Origin of the sequence: Novosphingobium sp. (assembly GCF_032093395.1) — a bacterium.
Taxonomy (GTDB): Bacteria; Pseudomonadota; Alphaproteobacteria; order Sphingomonadales; family Sphingomonadaceae; genus Novosphingobium.
On sequence record NZ_DAMDBA010000069.1, the window covers coordinates 1 to 14,561 of the forward strand.

The following is a 14,561-nucleotide window of genomic DNA, read 5'->3' on the forward strand; positions in this document are numbered from 1 at the left end:
CTACTACACCCACCGGGCGTCAGGACGACTCGCTCCCGCGATTATCCCATGTTTCTGGCGCTGGTCGTCGTTCGTTGAAAATCGATGGGTGGTTCGAGCGCGCAGACCTGCTAGGCGATCGCCATGACTAACAAAACAGCCGGTATCGTCGAGGTGGATGGTGTCCACTACGAATGGGAGCTTCGGAGTGAACCGCAGTGGGGTGATGCCGAGGGCTGGAGGGGCATGACCGTTGGATTGCTCCGCAAACACACCCAGCGAGAAGCCTTGCTGGAGTTTCCCCCTCCCAAGCGTCTGGTGAAAGGTCTGCCGCGAGGGCGGCTCCAGATCAGCGACGCGCTCGTGTCACGTGGCATCCGGGCTGCGCTGCAAGCAGGATGGGAGCCGGCCTCCCGTGGCAAGCCCATGGTCTTTTCCGTCGATGCCGACGGCAACTGAGCCATGACGATTTGCCGGATCGGCGGGAAAGATCGATGAGCGTTCCGTCAAAACCTTGGGATAGCGAGTTGGTCGCCAAGTGGCTGGAGGGCCGCATCGAGGCGGCGGCACGCGATCAAGCGACCGCCGACAGGCGCGGGTACGGCGCCGAGGACGACTACGACAAGGCGGCCGCCGAAGAGTGGGTATGCCGAAGCTTGAGAACCACCGCTCGCGAGAGCGAACAGGCCGCGTTTGCGCTGCGGATCAAGCAATTGCTCGATCAGGAAGACTATCGGATCACCGGCATCCACGACGATCGCCGCGTCGAACGCCATGTCCGGGCAACCCTCAGAAAGATTGCCAAGATGACCAAAGCCAATGAAGGGTTCGAGAACAAGCTTCGCTATCAGTGAATGCGACGGCATGGAAAAGCGCGTTCGCGCAAAGAGGGAGTTGCTCGTTCATCCCATACAGCGAGGACGCGCATGTTGCTTCATGCACCAGTTACCCTATGGCGATGATAGCAAACCAACAGGCGGATAATATGACGGCATCTTCCACCCACGAGCAACGCGAGCACTTCGCTTACTGCGTCCAGCTTTTCGGCGGCACCACAGCATTCTCGCGGCGCATGGGCATCGACGAAAGGGCGATCCGCCGTTTCATAAATGGCGAGCGGCCGCTTGGCGCTACCCTTCTCGAAGACACGGCGAAGGAACTGCGTCAACTCATCGTCGAAGCGACCGCCGCCGAACAGGAAATCGTAGCTTTGCTGAATTCCGGACCAAGCAGAGCGCCATAAAAGCGCGGACGACTCGGTCGATGACGACCAATTTCAAAGAAGGGGCGCATCTCGCATTAATTTGCAAAAGGGCCGAAGGGACACTGCGCCGCGCAAATTACGCGTGGGCAAGTTCTTGCATCACCGTTTCAAGGTTGCCCTTTACGACGACGTAATGTCCTTTTTCGAAATTGATGGCGCTGGCTTGATCTGTTCCTCGGTACCGTCGAACAAAACTGACACGATCCGCATTGATGGCGAGAACATCGCCATCAAGCGTTTCGAAATTGACGTACCCATTCATGGCGTTTTTGTACCAGGGCCAGACGTATCTGATGCACCACCCTTTTTGGCTTTATGCTGCGCAAGCAGTTCGTCCAATTCCGCAATTCTGAGGCGCGCCGGGGTACCTTTAGCTAGACCTTTCAGCCTGCATTCGGCCCACAGGCTTCTGCGTTCCGATTCCAGTGCTTTTTGATACAGGTCGGCCATGATGTCTCCAGAAATTCGGGTGTATTCTCACGCGTCGGGCAGCCTGGGCTGACTCGCTGATATCCACTATTTCTTTCGAGCTTTGCGCGCAGCGTAGCGTGCATCCCGTGCTGCCTTCATTTCGGCGGCGCCGGCAGGCGTCAGCCTGGCGGCTTTGAGTGCGGCTGCGGCTTCGGCGGCGGCTTTGCGTTCTGCCTTTTCCGCTTTGGCTAAAGCAATGGCCTCTGCCTTGGCGGCTCGCTTGATTGCAGCTGCCTGATCCCGTGCTTCCTGCACCCGGCGTCGCTCTTCCAGCAGTGCCGAGTCGACAGGTGGCTTGGCTCTAAGTGCATCCAGAGCCTTCTGTTTGGCCGATCCGGCTGCGGCAATACGGTCTTGAAAAGAGGGCGCTTTGTAGGAAGACAATGTTTATCCTTGGATGTTCTATATCGGTGGCGCGCCGCGTAGCCAAAGGGCAACGCGGTGCTTTACGTTGAGGTGGAAGCCAATAGCAAAGAACCTTCCTGTTCTCAATGTCGCCCGGATTGCGTGTCGAGAATACGGTTCTATAAATCTGAACCGGCTTCCGGATTGCACCTAGGGAACGAAATTTTTGCCGCTAAAGACCCGCGTCGATCGCTACCGATCGGAGGCTGCGTTGGAGCTGGAAAATTGCAAGGTTGGGCACAGCAACCCTGAAAAGCCTGACGATTGGAGTGAAGTATGGAATTGAGCGATCCGAGTCCGGAGCAAGAGCGCAACGCGGCGATCTATGTTGCCGTGATGGATGGGGCGACCTTCGCCCAACTTGCCGAGAAGTACGGCATCAGCAGGGTACGCGTGCAAAAGGCTTACGCGCGCGAGCGAGAAAACGCATGGGAAGCGCGGAAGCGTGGAGAAAGCAGTTACCGCGATCGACCATTTCCTTCGGACGTCTGAGCCCCGCACTTCCGCTCGAACATAAGCATGGGAAAGGGATCGGTATGCGCGGGCATTCCAGACAAAAGCCGATTCCCCGGCCACTACGACAGGCGGTCGATCTCGCGCAGGACTGACCGCGGATCGAATGGCTTGGACACGAACATTGCCCTTTCCGGCAGTTCCGAGGCCCTCGGCTTTACGGCGCCTGACGCGACAATCAGGATCGTCGGTGGGTAACGGTCCCTTACAAAATGAGCCAGTCTGATACCGTCCATCGACCCCGGCATCTGGACATCTGTCAAAACTGCCTCGATCGTGGGATTGGCAGCCAGTATTTCGATGGCCTCGTCGGCTCCCGACGCGTCGAAGACCCGGAACCCATGGTCTTCGAAGAAGTCCATCAGATCATGCCGGATAATGGGCTCGTCCTCGATGATGAGGATAGCTCTGGGTGGAACTGCCTGCCCCATGATCACTTCGTTCCTTCGACATTGTTGGACAGCGGGGCATCAATCGTAAAGACGACACCGGCAGGTGGGAAACCCAGGTTGGTTTCTCCTCGAAAATAAGAACGTAGCGATCGTTCGATCAGGCGAGAGCCAAAGCCACGCGAAGTCGGGGGTGCCACCTCAGGCCCATCCCGCTCTTCCCAGCGCAGGCAGAAACGCCTGGCATCTTGCGGACCAGCGAACTTCCATTCCAAGAGCACCGTGCCAGCGTCATTGCTCAACGCGCCATACTTGATCGCGTTGGTCACGAGCTCGTGCACGGCGAGCGTCATCGCGAGTGCGGCCTGGGCATTGAGGTGATGCGACGGACCGCTCACGAAGATTCGGTCGCGATGCCCATCGATGCCAGCCAGTCCTGCATCGATGATCGTGTGCAGATCCGCTCCGTGCCAGGAGGACGACGTGAGTAGATCGGTGGCGTGTCCGAGCGACACCAGCCGCGACGCTAGAGCGTGTGCCGCCTCATCCAGCGACTTTGCATCGCGGAATGTCTGGCTGGCGATCGACTGAACCATCGCAAGGATATTCTTGAACCTGTGATTCAGCTCCTGATTGAGCAATCGTTGCTGGGCCCGTGATTGTTCGAGCGCCGTATGATCTCGGGAAACGGACAAAATCCTCTCGACAACTCCTGCTTCCGAAAAGATCGGCGAGACCGATACCGACCAGTGTTTCGGTGTTCCCAGGTAGGTGTCTGCGGCAGATTCGAAATGCGTGGAGCGTCCTTGCCTTGCTGCATCGAGAGCCCTCAGTGCGAGTTCCGTGCCGTCGTCTTTCAGCATGTCCGCCCAGATACAGCCATTCACGTCATTGAAGTCGCTTACTTCCATGACCTGCATGCCGCCCTCGCTCAGGAATGACAGGCTGCCGTCCAGCTCGATGACCTTGATGCAGTCTGTCGACGCTGCCAGCACGTTGCGCATGAAGGCCTCGCTTTCGCGCAGTTTGGCTTCCGCCTCATCACGCTCCCGTTCAGCGAGAACGCGGGACGAACTGTCTGACGCAACGTCGAGAAGACCCGCGACAGCACCATCATCGTCGAAAGCGGGGGAGTAGGAGAAGGTCCACCAGGTCTCTTCGGGAAATCCCTTGCGCGTCATGACGAGGGGCATGTCGGTAATCGTGGTGGTTTCGCCGGCATAGGCCCGCTCCACGAGTGGTCCGATGTCCTTCCAAATCTCCGCCCACACCTCTCGGAACGACTGGCCCAGCGCTCCAGGATGTCGCGCACCTAGAAAATCGGCGTAGCCATCGTTGTAGATGAGCGTCAGGCCCGGTCCCCAGACGAGGCACATCGCGTGGCCCGAAGCGAGCATCAGATCCACCGTCGTACGCAAACTTTGCGGCCAGCTGTCTCTCGGCCCAAGCGGGCTGAGGGACCAATCATGAATCCTGACCGCCTCGGCCATGCCCAGGCTGTTGGCCATACTGGTAACAGATGGAAGTCTGGAAGACATAGTAAGCCGTGTTCCTGCATCCTGCGCTGCCGAATGCGGAGAGCCGGGTCTTCGAGGATAACGCCCGCAACGTCGATTGGGTTCGAGGCCAGGGCAGATTTCGTTCCGGACCTTAGGGTCAGGTCGTCAGCAAGGTGAATGGCGGGGAGATTCAAGCTGCTTGCGGTCTTCATCGACGATGCGCGCGATGCCGTCCTGACCACCCCGCCAAACCGAACTGACCCGCGCTTCCATCATCACGACACCAGGAATTCGAAAGGATATGCCAAGCCTTCAACCGGCTCGGCGCACCGTTCCGCCGTCCGTTCATCGCCAGGCCCTGATCCCGCTGAGCGGTTCCGGCCTGCGCTGCGACGGCATCGGGACGCTTTACTTGATGGTTCTCGCTTTCACAGGCGCGATTTGCGTGTAACGTCGGCTTCACTCAATTTTGGCGGGCCTGATGTTCGGTTTCCTTAAAAAGCAATTCGTCGATGTGATCGACTGGATCGAAAAGCCCGGCGACTTGGCCTGGCGCGTCCCCTTCGAGGGGCGGGAGATCCAGAACGGCGCGCAGCTTACGGTGCGCGAGGGGCAGGTGGCGCTCTTCGTGAACGAGGGAAGCCTTGCCGATACCTTCGAGTCCGGCCTGCACCGGCTCGATACGGCGAACCTGCCAATTCTCACCAGCCTGATGAACTGGGACAAGGGCTTTACGTCTCCTTTCAAGTCCGACGTCGTGTTCCTGTCCTTCAAGGAACAGCAAGGGCTGAAGTGGGGCACCGGGCAGCCGGTCACCGTGCGCGACGCGGAATTCGGCGCGCTGAGGCTGCGGGCTTTCGGGTCCTATTCCTTCCGCATCGCCGGGGTCGATACCTTCGTGGAGCGCGTGGTCGGGACGCTTGAAGGCGTGACGGTCACCTCGCTCGAACCGCAACTCCGCGCCGCGATCCAGACCGCGATCGCCACGGCGCTGGGTGGGGGCGGCCTGCCTTTCCTCGACCTTGCGGCCAACCAGCAGGCGCTGTCGGATCGCATTCGCGTGGAAGTGGACAAGGCCTTCGCGCAGTGGGGGCTCGAATGCCTCAGCTTCTATGTCGAGAGCATCTCGCTGCCCGAGGAAGTCCAGGCCCATCTCGACAAGGGGTCGTCGATGCGGGTGCTGGGTGACCTTGGCAATTACACCCGTTTCCAGGCGGCCGAGGCGATCGAGGCCGCAGCCGGGCAGGAGGGCGGCTCCGTCGCGGGGATCGGCGCGGGCGTCGCGGCGGCGACTGCGCTTGGCGGGGCGATGGCGCAGGGGCTGGGCACCACGGCAGCTTCCGTGTCTGCACAACCCGCCGAAGACCCCATCGCCACGATCGAGAAGCTGCACAAGCTGGTGACGCTCGGCGCGCTCAGCCAGGAAGAGTTCGACGCCAAGAAGGCCGAGCTTCTCTCTCGCATTCGCTGACGGGTATTTCGGGGGACAGCGTGAGCAATTGCCCATCCTGCGGCGCGCCGCTGCCTGAGCGCAGCGTGATGCCCTATGTCACTTGCGCCTATTGCCGCACGCTGATCCTGCGCAGCGGCCTGTCGCTGGAGGAAGTGGGCAAGGTGGCGGTGCTGCCGCCCGATGTCTCGCCGGTCCAGCTGGGTACCAGCTTCCGGATAGGCGACGCCTTGCTCACCGTCATCGGCCGGGTGCGCTGGGGCTGGGCCGATGGATCGTGGAACGAATGGTTGCTGTCCGGCGGTGATGGCGACGAGCACTGGCTGGGCGAGGCAATGGGCGCCTTCATGCTGACGCGGGCGCGGCCGGACCTGCTTGTGCATCCCCTTATCGCCGCCTTCGCGTCGGGGGGCGGGGACATTCCGGTCGGCACCCGGATCGAGGTGGAGGGCGTTACCCTGACCGCCGTCGACTGCAAGGAAGCGCAGTGCCTTGGCAGCGAAGGCGACTTGCCGTTTGCCACACTGCCGGGCCGCGTGATGGCCAGCATCGACTTTCGCGGCCCCGACCGCGAGGCGGTGAGCATCCAGCGCGACGAGCGGGGGCCGAGCGCGTGGCTGGGACACTACAGCGACCTTGCGGCGCTGGCTCCCGGCAACTTGCGCAAGATGGAAGGGTGGACCATCCCTGGGGGGCTGGAGCGATGACGGCGGTACGCGCGATCACCTGCCCGCAGTGTGGCGGTGCGCTGGAAGTGCGTGCTGCGGGCTTCAGCGTCAACCTGGCTTGCCTGCACTGCGGCTCGCTGCTCGACGTGTCGCGCCCCGAAGTCGCCCTGATCGAGGCGCATGACAAGGCGGCCACGCGCTTTCGGCTCAAGCCCGGCATGCGGGGCACGCTGTTCGATGTCGAATGGGAAGTCGTGGGTGCTTTGCGGCGTAGCGAGGGCATCTATCGCTGGGCCGAATTCCTTCTGTTCAATCCTTACGCGGGCTATCGCTGGCTGATCCTGAGCGAGGGGGAGTGGCAGTTCGGCACGATGTTGCTCGACTTGCCGCAGGGCGATGACGACACCGTCACATGGCGCGGCAAGCGCTACACCCGCCAAGGGGAAAACGGTATCGCCTGCACCACCGCGGTGCTCGGCGAATTCTACTGGCGCGTGCGCGAAGGCGACGAGGTTGCCTCGGCCATGTTCGAGCGGGGCGACGTGGTCCTCTCGCGCGAGGGCGGCGGCGGCGAAGTCAACTGGACCCAGATGGTCCAGCTCGATGCCGCTACGGTGGAGCAGGCTTTCGGCCTGAGCGCGCCGAAGCCGCGTCGCCGCGCGGCCGCGCAGCCTTTTGCACCTTTCGCGGCTGAGGCACGCCGGGAAAGCGACGTTCCCACGATGTTCGCCATCGCGCTCGTGGCTCTGGCCTTGCTGTTGCTGGCCATGGTGCTGATCGCCGGGCCGGTGGACCGTGCTTCCGGTAGCGTGGACGCGCCCTATTCCGTGACCCGCGAAAACGTGAAGATCGGCACCGTCTCGGTGCGCCGGGCCCACCAGTTCGTGAAAGTGAAGGCGCGCGCCGAACAGCTGACGAATAGCTGGGTCGATCTCGACTATTCGCTCGTCAATCGGGCGAGCGGACAGTCGATCGACGGCTATGGCATCGTCGAGAAGTACTCCGGGCGTGACAGCGACGGTCCATGGAGCGAGGGCAGCCAAAGCGACACGACGCTGTTCGGACAGGTGCCGCGGGGCACCTACGATATCTACGTGGATGCATCCGCGCACGGTTGGCCTTCGGACCCGACCGCCGCCGAACTTGGCTGGTATTCGCTGCCGCCCACGATAACGGTGTCCGTGCGCGCGGAGACGGGCGCGATTCCGTGGGGCAACTGGTGGACGGCGGCGTTCCTCCTGTTCCTGTTCCCTTCGATCGCTCTCTGGCGCCAGATGCGCAAGGCGCGGGGGTGGTGATGATGCGCCTTGCGATCTTTCTCTGCTGGGTTGCCATGATCCTCGCCGGCGCCGTCGGCGCCTCGTACTACGCCTGGTCGCCCTATTCCGAAGAGGAGCGCTCTTCTTCGGGTGGGCGCAGCGGCGGGGCCTTCGTGCGCGGCCCTACACACAAGTGAACCCCCAAGGAGACGGCCCATGCTGACACTCTCGATCTTTCTCGCCACGCTCCTTTACGCGGGGCTCGGCATCGTGATCTTCGTGATCAGTTTCGTGCTGGTCGACAAGCTGACCCCCGGGGAGCTGTGGCGCGAGATCATCGAGCGGCGCAACCTTGCGGTCGCGCTGCTGGCCGGTGCGGTGGCGCTGGGCATATCGAACATCATCGCCGCCGCCATTCATGGCTGAAATCGGGGTGAGTACCCGAGGCGGGGACGGCGGCAGCGGTGGTGGTGGTGCGGAGGAGGGCAGGGCACCCGCCTCGCTGGCGGTGATCCTGCTCGTCTCGGTTCTGGTCGTCGCAACGTGCGGGCTGATCTACGAACTTCTCGCGGGCACTTTGGCAAGCTACCTGCTGGGCGACAGCGTTACCCAGTTCTCGACCGTCATCGGCACCTACCTCTTCGCCATGGGCGTGGGCAGCTGGCTCTCGCGCCATGTCCGCAGCGACGAGATGGGCGTGTTCGTGCGGGTGGAGATCCTGATCGCGGCGCTGGGCGGATGGTCGGCAGCCGGACTGTTCCTGCTGTTCCCGATGGTGGGCGATTTTCGCGTCGTGCTCTATGCTCTGGTGCTGGCGATCGGTGTGCTGGTGGGGCTGGAAATTCCGCTGCTGATCCGCATCCTGCGCCACCGCTTCGCATTCCGCGAACTCGTTTCCAATGTCCTGACATACGACTATGTCGGCGCGCTGATCGCCTCGTTGCTGTTCCCGCTGGTGCTGGTGCCGTGGCTGGGAATGATCCGCACCGGCTTCGTCTTCGGCCTTGCCAATGTGGCGGTCGCACTGGCGCTGCTGGTGGCGCTGCGGGGGCAGCGGCGGATCGCGGTGGACGTGATCGCGGCGCTCGGGGTAGCTGCCAGCCTTGTCGCCGGGCTGCTTGCGGCCGACCGGTTGCAGCGTTGGTCCGAGGTGGCCTTCTATGCGGAGCCGGTGATCTACGCGCGTTCGACACCTTATCAGCGCATGGTCATCACGCGGCGCGGCGACGACCTGCGGCTCTACCTCAACGGCAACCTCCAGTTCTCCACCCGCGACGAGTATCGCTATCATGAGGCACTCGTCTGGCCGGTACTGGGCCGGGTGGCCGATCCGCGCCGCGTGCTGATCCTTGGCGGCGGCGACGGGCTGGCCGCGCGCGAGGTTTTGCGCGACACGCGCGTGCGGCAGGTCACGCTGGTAGACCTGGATCCCGAGATGACCAGCCTGTTTCGCGATACGCCCCAACTGGCGGCGCTCAATGGCGGTTCGCTGTCCTCGCCCCGGCTGACCGTGCGCAATGCCGACGCCTTCCGCTGGGTGCGCGAGGCCCAGGGCGCATACGATGCCGTCATCGTGGACTTTCCCGATCCGACCGAGTTCTCTCTGGGCAAGCTCTATACCGAGACGTTCTACCGCGAAGTGGCCCGCCTGCTTGCGCCCGACGGGGTGATGACGGTGCAGAGTACGTCGCCGCTGATCGCGCCGCAGTCGTACTGGACAGTGGCCAGCACGCTGGAGGCGGCAGGGTTTCGTGTGCGCGGTTATCATGCCTATGTGCCCAGCTTCGGGGAATGGGGCTTTACGCTGGCCGCGCATGGCCCGATCGCGGACGAGGTGCGCCTGCCGCCGGACTTGCGCTTCCTCAGCTCTTCGGCAGAGCGCGCGATGTTCGACTTTCCGCCCGATATGGCCCGGCGTCCGACCCCGGTGAACAGGCTCGACAATCAGGCGCTCGTGCGCAGCTTCGCGCAGGAGTGGGGGCGCTATGAGGGCTGAGGCGAGCCGGCGCGGTGTGCTGGCGGGCGGCTCTGCGGCCATTGGGGCGGCGCTCGGCGCGGCCATGGTCACCGGCTGTGTGCGACCGGCGATGGCTGGCACGCTGGACGGGGCGGACTGGCAGCGCGGGCATTTGCTGCGCGACGGCGCCTTTCCCGCGCCGGATGGGCCGGTCGAGGAGCTTGGCGTGGTGATCGCGGGCGGCGGCGTTGCGGGGCTTGCGGCGGGTTGGCGGTTCGCTGAAGCGGGGTTCGAAGACTTTGCCCTGTTCGAACTGGAAGACAAGGCCGGCGGCAATGCGCGGTCTGGCCGCAATGGGGTCAGCGCCTATCCGCTCGGCGCGCATTACCTGCCCGTGCCCAACCGCGAGGCCGGGGCGTTGCGGCATATGCTGCGCGGTTTCGGGATGATCGTGGGCGATCTGCCGGATGGGCCGGTCTACGATCCCTACCAGCTCTGCGCGGACCTTGAGGAGCGCCTGCTCTGGCGCGGGGCGTGGCAGGAGGGGCTGATCCCCCGCACCGGCCTTTCGACGGCCGAGCAGGAGCAGCAGCGCGCGTTCGAAGCCCGCATGGCATTCTATCGCGCGGCCTCGGGGGCGGATGGTCGTCCTGCCTTTGCCGTGCCGTCGGCCCTTTCCAGCAACGACGCCCACTTCACCGCGCTCGACAGCCGCAGTTTCGCCGAATGGCTGGATGCGGAGGGCTTCACCGCGCCTGCCTTGCGGGCCTATCTGCGCTACTGCTGCCGCGACGATTACGGCGCCGAGCCGGAGCACATTTCGGCGTGGGCGGGCATCCACTACTTCGCCGGGCGACGGGGATGGGCCGCCAACGGGGACGGCGACCGTGAACTGACATGGCCAGAAGGCAACGGCCGTCTTGTCGGCCTCATGGCAGAGCGCATCGGTCCTCGCATTCGCGCCGGCCACAGCGTTTTCCGGGTGGAAGCCCTTGGCGACGGCCGCGCCGAGGTCGACCTGTTCGACCACGCCGCGCGGCGCAGCCGCCGTATCCGCGCAAGGACCGTGATCCTTGCCATGCCGCACTTCGTCGCCGCCCGCGTGGCGCCGCGCCATTGCAGCGCGGGCGGGTTTTCCTACGCCCCGTGGGTGGTCGCAAATATCACCGTATCGCGCGCGCCCGCGGGCAAGGGCAGCCCGCTGGCGTGGGACAATGTCTCTACCGCGAGCGAAGCGCTCGGCTATGTCGTCGCCACGCACCAGAGCACGGGGACCGGTGCAGGGCCGAACGTGCTGACCTGGTACATGCCGCTTTCGCGCGAAACGCCCAGGAAGGCGCGCGAGATCATGCTCACGCGCTCTCTGGAGCGCTGGCAGGATATCGTGAAGGCCGATCTGCTCGCCATGAATCCCGATCTCGACGGTGCGATCGAACGAATAGACGTTTGGCGCTGGGGACATGCCATGGTTCGCCCGACGCCCGGTTTTTTCGGCGATCCTGCGCGGCTTGCAGCGCGCTCCGCAAGGCCTCCGATACTATTCGCCCACTCCGACCTTTCCGGGCTCTCGCTGTTCGAGGAAGCGCATTACCACGGCGTGGTCGCCGCAGAGACGGCATTGACGCATCTTGGGCATGTCCACGAAAGCCTGATAGCAACATGACGCATCGCGCGGGAACCAGTGTTCACCTCATAGCGGATCTCGCAGAGTGTTCAGGTCTCGACGACCTGCCGCTCGTCGAGGCAGCGCTGCGGGATGCGGCGGTGGCGGCACACCTGACCGTCCTCGACGTTCGGCTCCACCACTTCGGCCCCGGCATGGGAGTTACCGGCGTGGCACTTTTGGCAGAGTCGCACATCTCCATCCATACTTGGCCGGAAGAAGGTGTCGCGGCCGTCGATATCTTCGTCTGCGGAGAGATGGCGGAGCCGGAACGCGCCTTGGAAGCCATCTGCGGGTATCTGGGCGGGCGCGTCATCGATAAGCACCGCATCGAACGATTGCGAACCTCTGCAAAAGCTGCGCCCGCTCCGCGAATTGAGTGGCTCGATGGGTAAAGCGTCGCAGGCTACCCGGCCTGAGCCCTTACTATGGTACGCAGAGCGCCTTGTTTCACGTCGATACCGTAAACCCCGGCAATCGGGGATCGGCTCAATCCTGCCAATTTCCAGGGCAGCGTGTTCCTGTCCGAGATGCGGATACTCAAGGTACGGGCTGGCCCCGCCGAATGTTCGATCTCGAACGCGCATTGATCGAGCCGAGGGCTGACCCGGATCGGCGCGTCGGAGGCGAACCTGCCGTCGTCCAGCAGCTGGATGTCGAGGACGCGTTTGCCGAGGCGTGCATGAAAGCGTCGGCGGACCCCGTCCCGAGGATGGACCAGGAGTTGGTTGTCGTGCTCTTCCAGCACACCGGAAAGAGCGATGCGGCCGAACAGTTCGTCGTCCACCAGCGTGGTGGCCGCCGCGCGCAGGGCCCCGCAGAAGCCTAGGTCGATCTCGCAGGAATAGTACCAAGACCCATGCCGATGGGGCTGGTCCAGCCACGTCTCGCCAAGAGCGGCGGGCTCGAAGCCGCCACCCGCGGCGCCGTCGTTGGCCTTGCCGGGGTACCAGTAACCGTAACCGCTTTCCGCTGTGCCGCTGTTCAGCAAAGCCCAACTGCTCAACGCCGAGGCGTGGGCAAGCCGCAGCAGTGGACGGTCATCGGGGGTATCGTTCAAGGCATGATCGAGGATGGCCCAACCGCCCATCTGCGCCATGTAGCTTAGCGTATAGGAATCGCCCGCCTGCGCGCGGTAATCGCTGCCGAGAGTGTAGTACGAGGGTTGCAGCCACCCCCGGCAGAACAGGTTGGCATCCATCTGACGCCCGGCAAAAGCGCGCGCACGTTCGGGCGGGAAGCGCTCCGGTCGGTCTAGCGCGTAGCGGGCGATTGCCTGCGTGGATTCGAAGCCGGTGGAATCGAAAGCGTATTCCGAGGCGAAGAGATCGTCGACCTCGTTCACGAAGTGGGCGACTTTGTGTTCCCAGTGCCCGGCCAGTTCGTCGGCCTGCGCCACATGACCTTCGCGGCGCAGGGCCTCGATCACATCGGGGATCACCAATTCGTTGTAGAAGCCGGTGGAATTCGCTTCCCAGCCGATGATCTCCTTGGGGATAACGAACATGGCCCGCGCGGTTCCGAAGGCGCGTTCGAGATAGTCGGCGGCGGTAAGGCGCGTGTGGAAGCCGTGCCGGTCTCGCGCGATGCGATAGAGTGCGAAATACATCAGCACGATATGCGGGTAATCGTAAGGCCGCCAGAAGTGCTTGCGGCCCTTTTCGCCCGGATCGGCACTGTCGCGGTTCCGCTTCCAGTCTGGAATGCCGTAGAGTGCGTAAGGCCATTGCTCTTCGGTCGTGCGCTGGAGGCCGCCCCAGACGAAGTGCTCGACATAGTCGTCCAGCGCGTCGATCTCGGCTTGCACCGGGTATTCCGCGTTCTTGGCGGCAAGGAACGCGGGCTTGGAAAGTCCCGGATCGTCGCAGGTTACTTCGTAGATACGCCAGCCCTTGATCCGGTCGTAATTGTCCGGGCCGAGCAGGGTTTCGCTCTCCATGTTCCATTCGGCGAGCAGGCCGTCGTACCATTTCGCGGGATCGCGATGACGGTGTGCGGCTATGAAGGCGCCGCGCTTGGCGATCATCGTCTCGACCGGTTCGGTCACGAAGAATTCCAGCGTGGTTCGCCCGCCGTCTGCCTGATGCAGCGTGACGTGGTTTTCGCCGAGGCGGGCGAAGCGCAGGCGAAAGAGCTTCCGTCCGGCCCGTTCTCCAAGCACCTTCCATTCAGTGTGCGCGGGATGTTCGGGTTCCAGCCGGACGACGGATACACTGGAACCCAGCGAGAGTGTTACGTCCAGATCGGTAGGCACGGTCATGCCCGGCACGACTTCGACGTCGATCAGCCCGTGTTCGGCGATGGTCCGGCGCATCGCGGCGTAGCCGTCCACAAGCAGGAAACGGACGCCCCTCTCGGCCGTCGCTCCCGGAGCGAGCGTGAGGCTGGTCGCAGGGAGGCGCCAGCGCGAGCCTGCTGCCTGCACGGCGGCGACTTCGGCGGCGGCGTGGAAGAAGACCCGGTAAAGGTCCGGCGAATCCTTGGGCGCGTCCCAGTACTCAAGCGCTGCCCCCTTTTCCGGGAGCATGGCAAGCCAAGGGGTGAGGCTGTCCTTGCGCTGCCAGAAGATGTGCGAACTGCGACCGGAAATGAAGCTGTGCTTGAGGAGAGCGTTGGGGTCGTTCTTTGCCGCGTGGATCATGTTGATCGGCAGCGGAAGGGCAAGATCGCCGAACTCGATCGGCACAGCCGTCTCGTTGGCAAGCGTCAGGGTCAGATACAGGCCATCGGCTTCAAGGGCGAGACTGCTCGTGACGGAGATGCCGGAAGCAAGACGGTAGCGCGTCTCCAACCCGCTCGCGGTCTGCCTGAAATGCTCGGGCTCCTGCATGCGCGTTTCGAAACGCTGCCATGGGCCGTCCGCGATGCGGTAGGTCCCGGCGGCATTGCCAAGACCGGCGCCTGCATGAATGAAATCTCCCGGTACGATCTCCGAGGCGGCGGACAGGCTCGTTGCGCGGCCGCCGTCGAAGCCCAGTTTGAAAGGCTTACCTCGGCCGGCGAGTACGGAACTGACTCTTCGCGGCACGGACGAAGGCGAGGCT

18 protein-coding genes are annotated in these 14,561 nt (G+C 63.4%); 12 read left to right on the forward strand and 6 right to left on the reverse strand.

Going from position 1 to position 14,561, the window contains the following annotated elements:
• Positions 1 to 123 precede the first annotated feature (123 nt).
• The 3 genes from RT424_RS18760 (at position 124) to RT424_RS18770 (ending at position 1,222) form a co-directional block, all read left to right on the forward strand.
• Entirely contained in the window at positions 124 to 438 is a 315-nt protein-coding gene (locus RT424_RS18760) for a hypothetical protein (protein ID WP_313441310.1), read from the forward strand.
• Between the two features lie 35 nt (positions 439 to 473).
• Positions 474 to 833 carry a hypothetical protein gene (locus tag RT424_RS18765; RefSeq protein WP_313441313.1) on the forward strand — a complete coding sequence of 120 codons (360 nt, stop codon included), beginning with the start codon at positions 474 to 476 and terminating at the stop codon, positions 831 to 833.
• A 98-nt stretch (positions 834 to 931) separates the two neighbouring features.
• The gene (locus RT424_RS18770) at positions 932 to 1,222 is read left to right on the forward strand and encodes a hypothetical protein (RefSeq protein WP_313441316.1); all 291 of its coding nucleotides are present in this window, start codon (positions 932 to 934) and stop codon (positions 1,220 to 1,222) included.
• Between the two features lie 97 nt (positions 1,223 to 1,319).
• Here RT424_RS18770 and RT424_RS18775 read toward each other — a convergent pair whose 3' ends face one another.
• From RT424_RS18775 to RT424_RS18785, 3 genes are all read right to left on the reverse strand, one after another.
• Positions 1,320 to 1,505, reverse strand: coding sequence for a hypothetical protein (locus RT424_RS18775; RefSeq protein ID WP_313441318.1), 186 nt, complete (start codon positions 1,503 to 1,505; stop codon positions 1,320 to 1,322).
• Positions 1,502 to 1,693 (reverse strand): hypothetical protein, encoded by a 192-nt coding sequence (locus RT424_RS18780; RefSeq protein ID WP_313441320.1) that lies wholly within the window; start codon positions 1,691 to 1,693, stop codon positions 1,502 to 1,504. Before RT424_RS18780 ends, RT424_RS18775 begins: the two co-directional genes overlap by 4 nt.
• Before the next feature lie 66 nt (positions 1,694 to 1,759).
• A complete protein-coding gene (locus RT424_RS18785; RefSeq protein ID WP_313441322.1) occupies positions 1,760 to 2,098 on the reverse strand; it encodes a DUF6481 family protein in 339 nt (112 codons plus the stop codon).
• A 297-nt stretch (positions 2,099 to 2,395) separates the two neighbouring features.
• On the opposite strand from RT424_RS18785, the gene RT424_RS18790 reads away from it, so the two are divergent.
• A complete protein-coding gene (locus tag RT424_RS18790) occupies positions 2,396 to 2,611 on the forward strand; it encodes a hypothetical protein (protein ID WP_313441324.1) in 216 nt (71 codons plus the stop codon).
• 83 nt (positions 2,612 to 2,694) lie between these two features.
• On the opposite strand, the gene RT424_RS18795 is transcribed toward RT424_RS18790, so the two are convergent.
• Together RT424_RS18795 and RT424_RS18800 are read right to left on the reverse strand one after the other, a co-directional pair.
• Positions 2,695 to 3,063, reverse strand: coding sequence for a response regulator (locus RT424_RS18795; RefSeq protein WP_313441326.1), 369 nt, complete (start codon positions 3,061 to 3,063; stop codon positions 2,695 to 2,697).
• 2 nt (positions 3,064 to 3,065) lie between these two features.
• Positions 3,066 to 4,529 (reverse strand): HWE histidine kinase domain-containing protein, encoded by a 1,464-nt coding sequence (locus RT424_RS18800; protein WP_313441328.1) that lies wholly within the window; start codon positions 4,527 to 4,529, stop codon positions 3,066 to 3,068.
• Positions 4,530 to 5,001: 472 nt separating this feature from the next.
• Between RT424_RS18800 and RT424_RS18805 the strand changes: the two genes are divergently transcribed.
• The 8 genes from RT424_RS18805 to speD are packed head-to-tail and all read left to right on the forward strand — an operon-like array spanning position 5,002 to position 11,912.
• Entirely contained in the window at positions 5,002 to 5,991 is a 990-nt protein-coding gene (locus RT424_RS18805) for an SPFH domain-containing protein (RefSeq protein WP_313441330.1), read from the forward strand.
• Between the two features lie 20 nt (positions 5,992 to 6,011).
• Complete coding sequence (locus RT424_RS18810) at positions 6,012 to 6,677, forward strand: DUF4178 domain-containing protein (RefSeq protein WP_313441332.1); 666 nt, start codon at positions 6,012 to 6,014, stop codon at positions 6,675 to 6,677.
• Positions 6,674 to 7,936, forward strand: coding sequence for a DUF4178 domain-containing protein (locus RT424_RS18815; protein WP_313441334.1), 1,263 nt, complete (start codon positions 6,674 to 6,676; stop codon positions 7,934 to 7,936). Before RT424_RS18810 ends, RT424_RS18815 begins: the two co-directional genes overlap by 4 nt.
• Positions 7,933 to 8,094: a hypothetical protein gene (locus tag RT424_RS18820; RefSeq protein ID WP_313441366.1), complete on the forward strand. Its 162-nt coding sequence runs from the start codon at positions 7,933 to 7,935 to the stop codon at positions 8,092 to 8,094. Before RT424_RS18815 ends, RT424_RS18820 begins: the two co-directional genes overlap by 4 nt.
• Before the next feature lie 19 nt (positions 8,095 to 8,113).
• Positions 8,114 to 8,323: a DUF350 domain-containing protein gene (locus RT424_RS18825; RefSeq protein WP_313441336.1), complete on the forward strand. Its 210-nt coding sequence runs from the start codon at positions 8,114 to 8,116 to the stop codon at positions 8,321 to 8,323.
• Positions 8,316 to 9,893: a polyamine aminopropyltransferase gene (locus tag RT424_RS18830; protein ID WP_313441338.1), complete on the forward strand. Its 1,578-nt coding sequence runs from the start codon at positions 8,316 to 8,318 to the stop codon at positions 9,891 to 9,893. The genes RT424_RS18825 and RT424_RS18830 overlap by 8 nt, the downstream gene beginning before the upstream one ends.
• The gene (locus tag RT424_RS18835) at positions 9,883 to 11,517 is read left to right on the forward strand and encodes an NAD(P)-binding protein (RefSeq protein ID WP_313441340.1); all 1,635 of its coding nucleotides are present in this window, start codon (positions 9,883 to 9,885) and stop codon (positions 11,515 to 11,517) included. The genes RT424_RS18830 and RT424_RS18835 overlap by 11 nt, the downstream gene beginning before the upstream one ends.
• On the forward strand, positions 11,514 to 11,912 hold the full coding sequence (gene speD, locus RT424_RS18840; protein ID WP_313441342.1) for an adenosylmethionine decarboxylase: 399 nt from the start codon (positions 11,514 to 11,516) through the stop codon (positions 11,910 to 11,912). The genes RT424_RS18835 and speD overlap by 4 nt, the downstream gene beginning before the upstream one ends.
• A gap of 11 nt (positions 11,913 to 11,923) precedes the next feature.
• Here the strand turns inward: speD and RT424_RS18845 are convergent.
• Positions 11,924 to 14,561: DUF5695 domain-containing protein (locus tag RT424_RS18845; RefSeq protein ID WP_313441345.1), on the reverse strand; the 2,638-nt coding region annotated here is incomplete at its 5' end.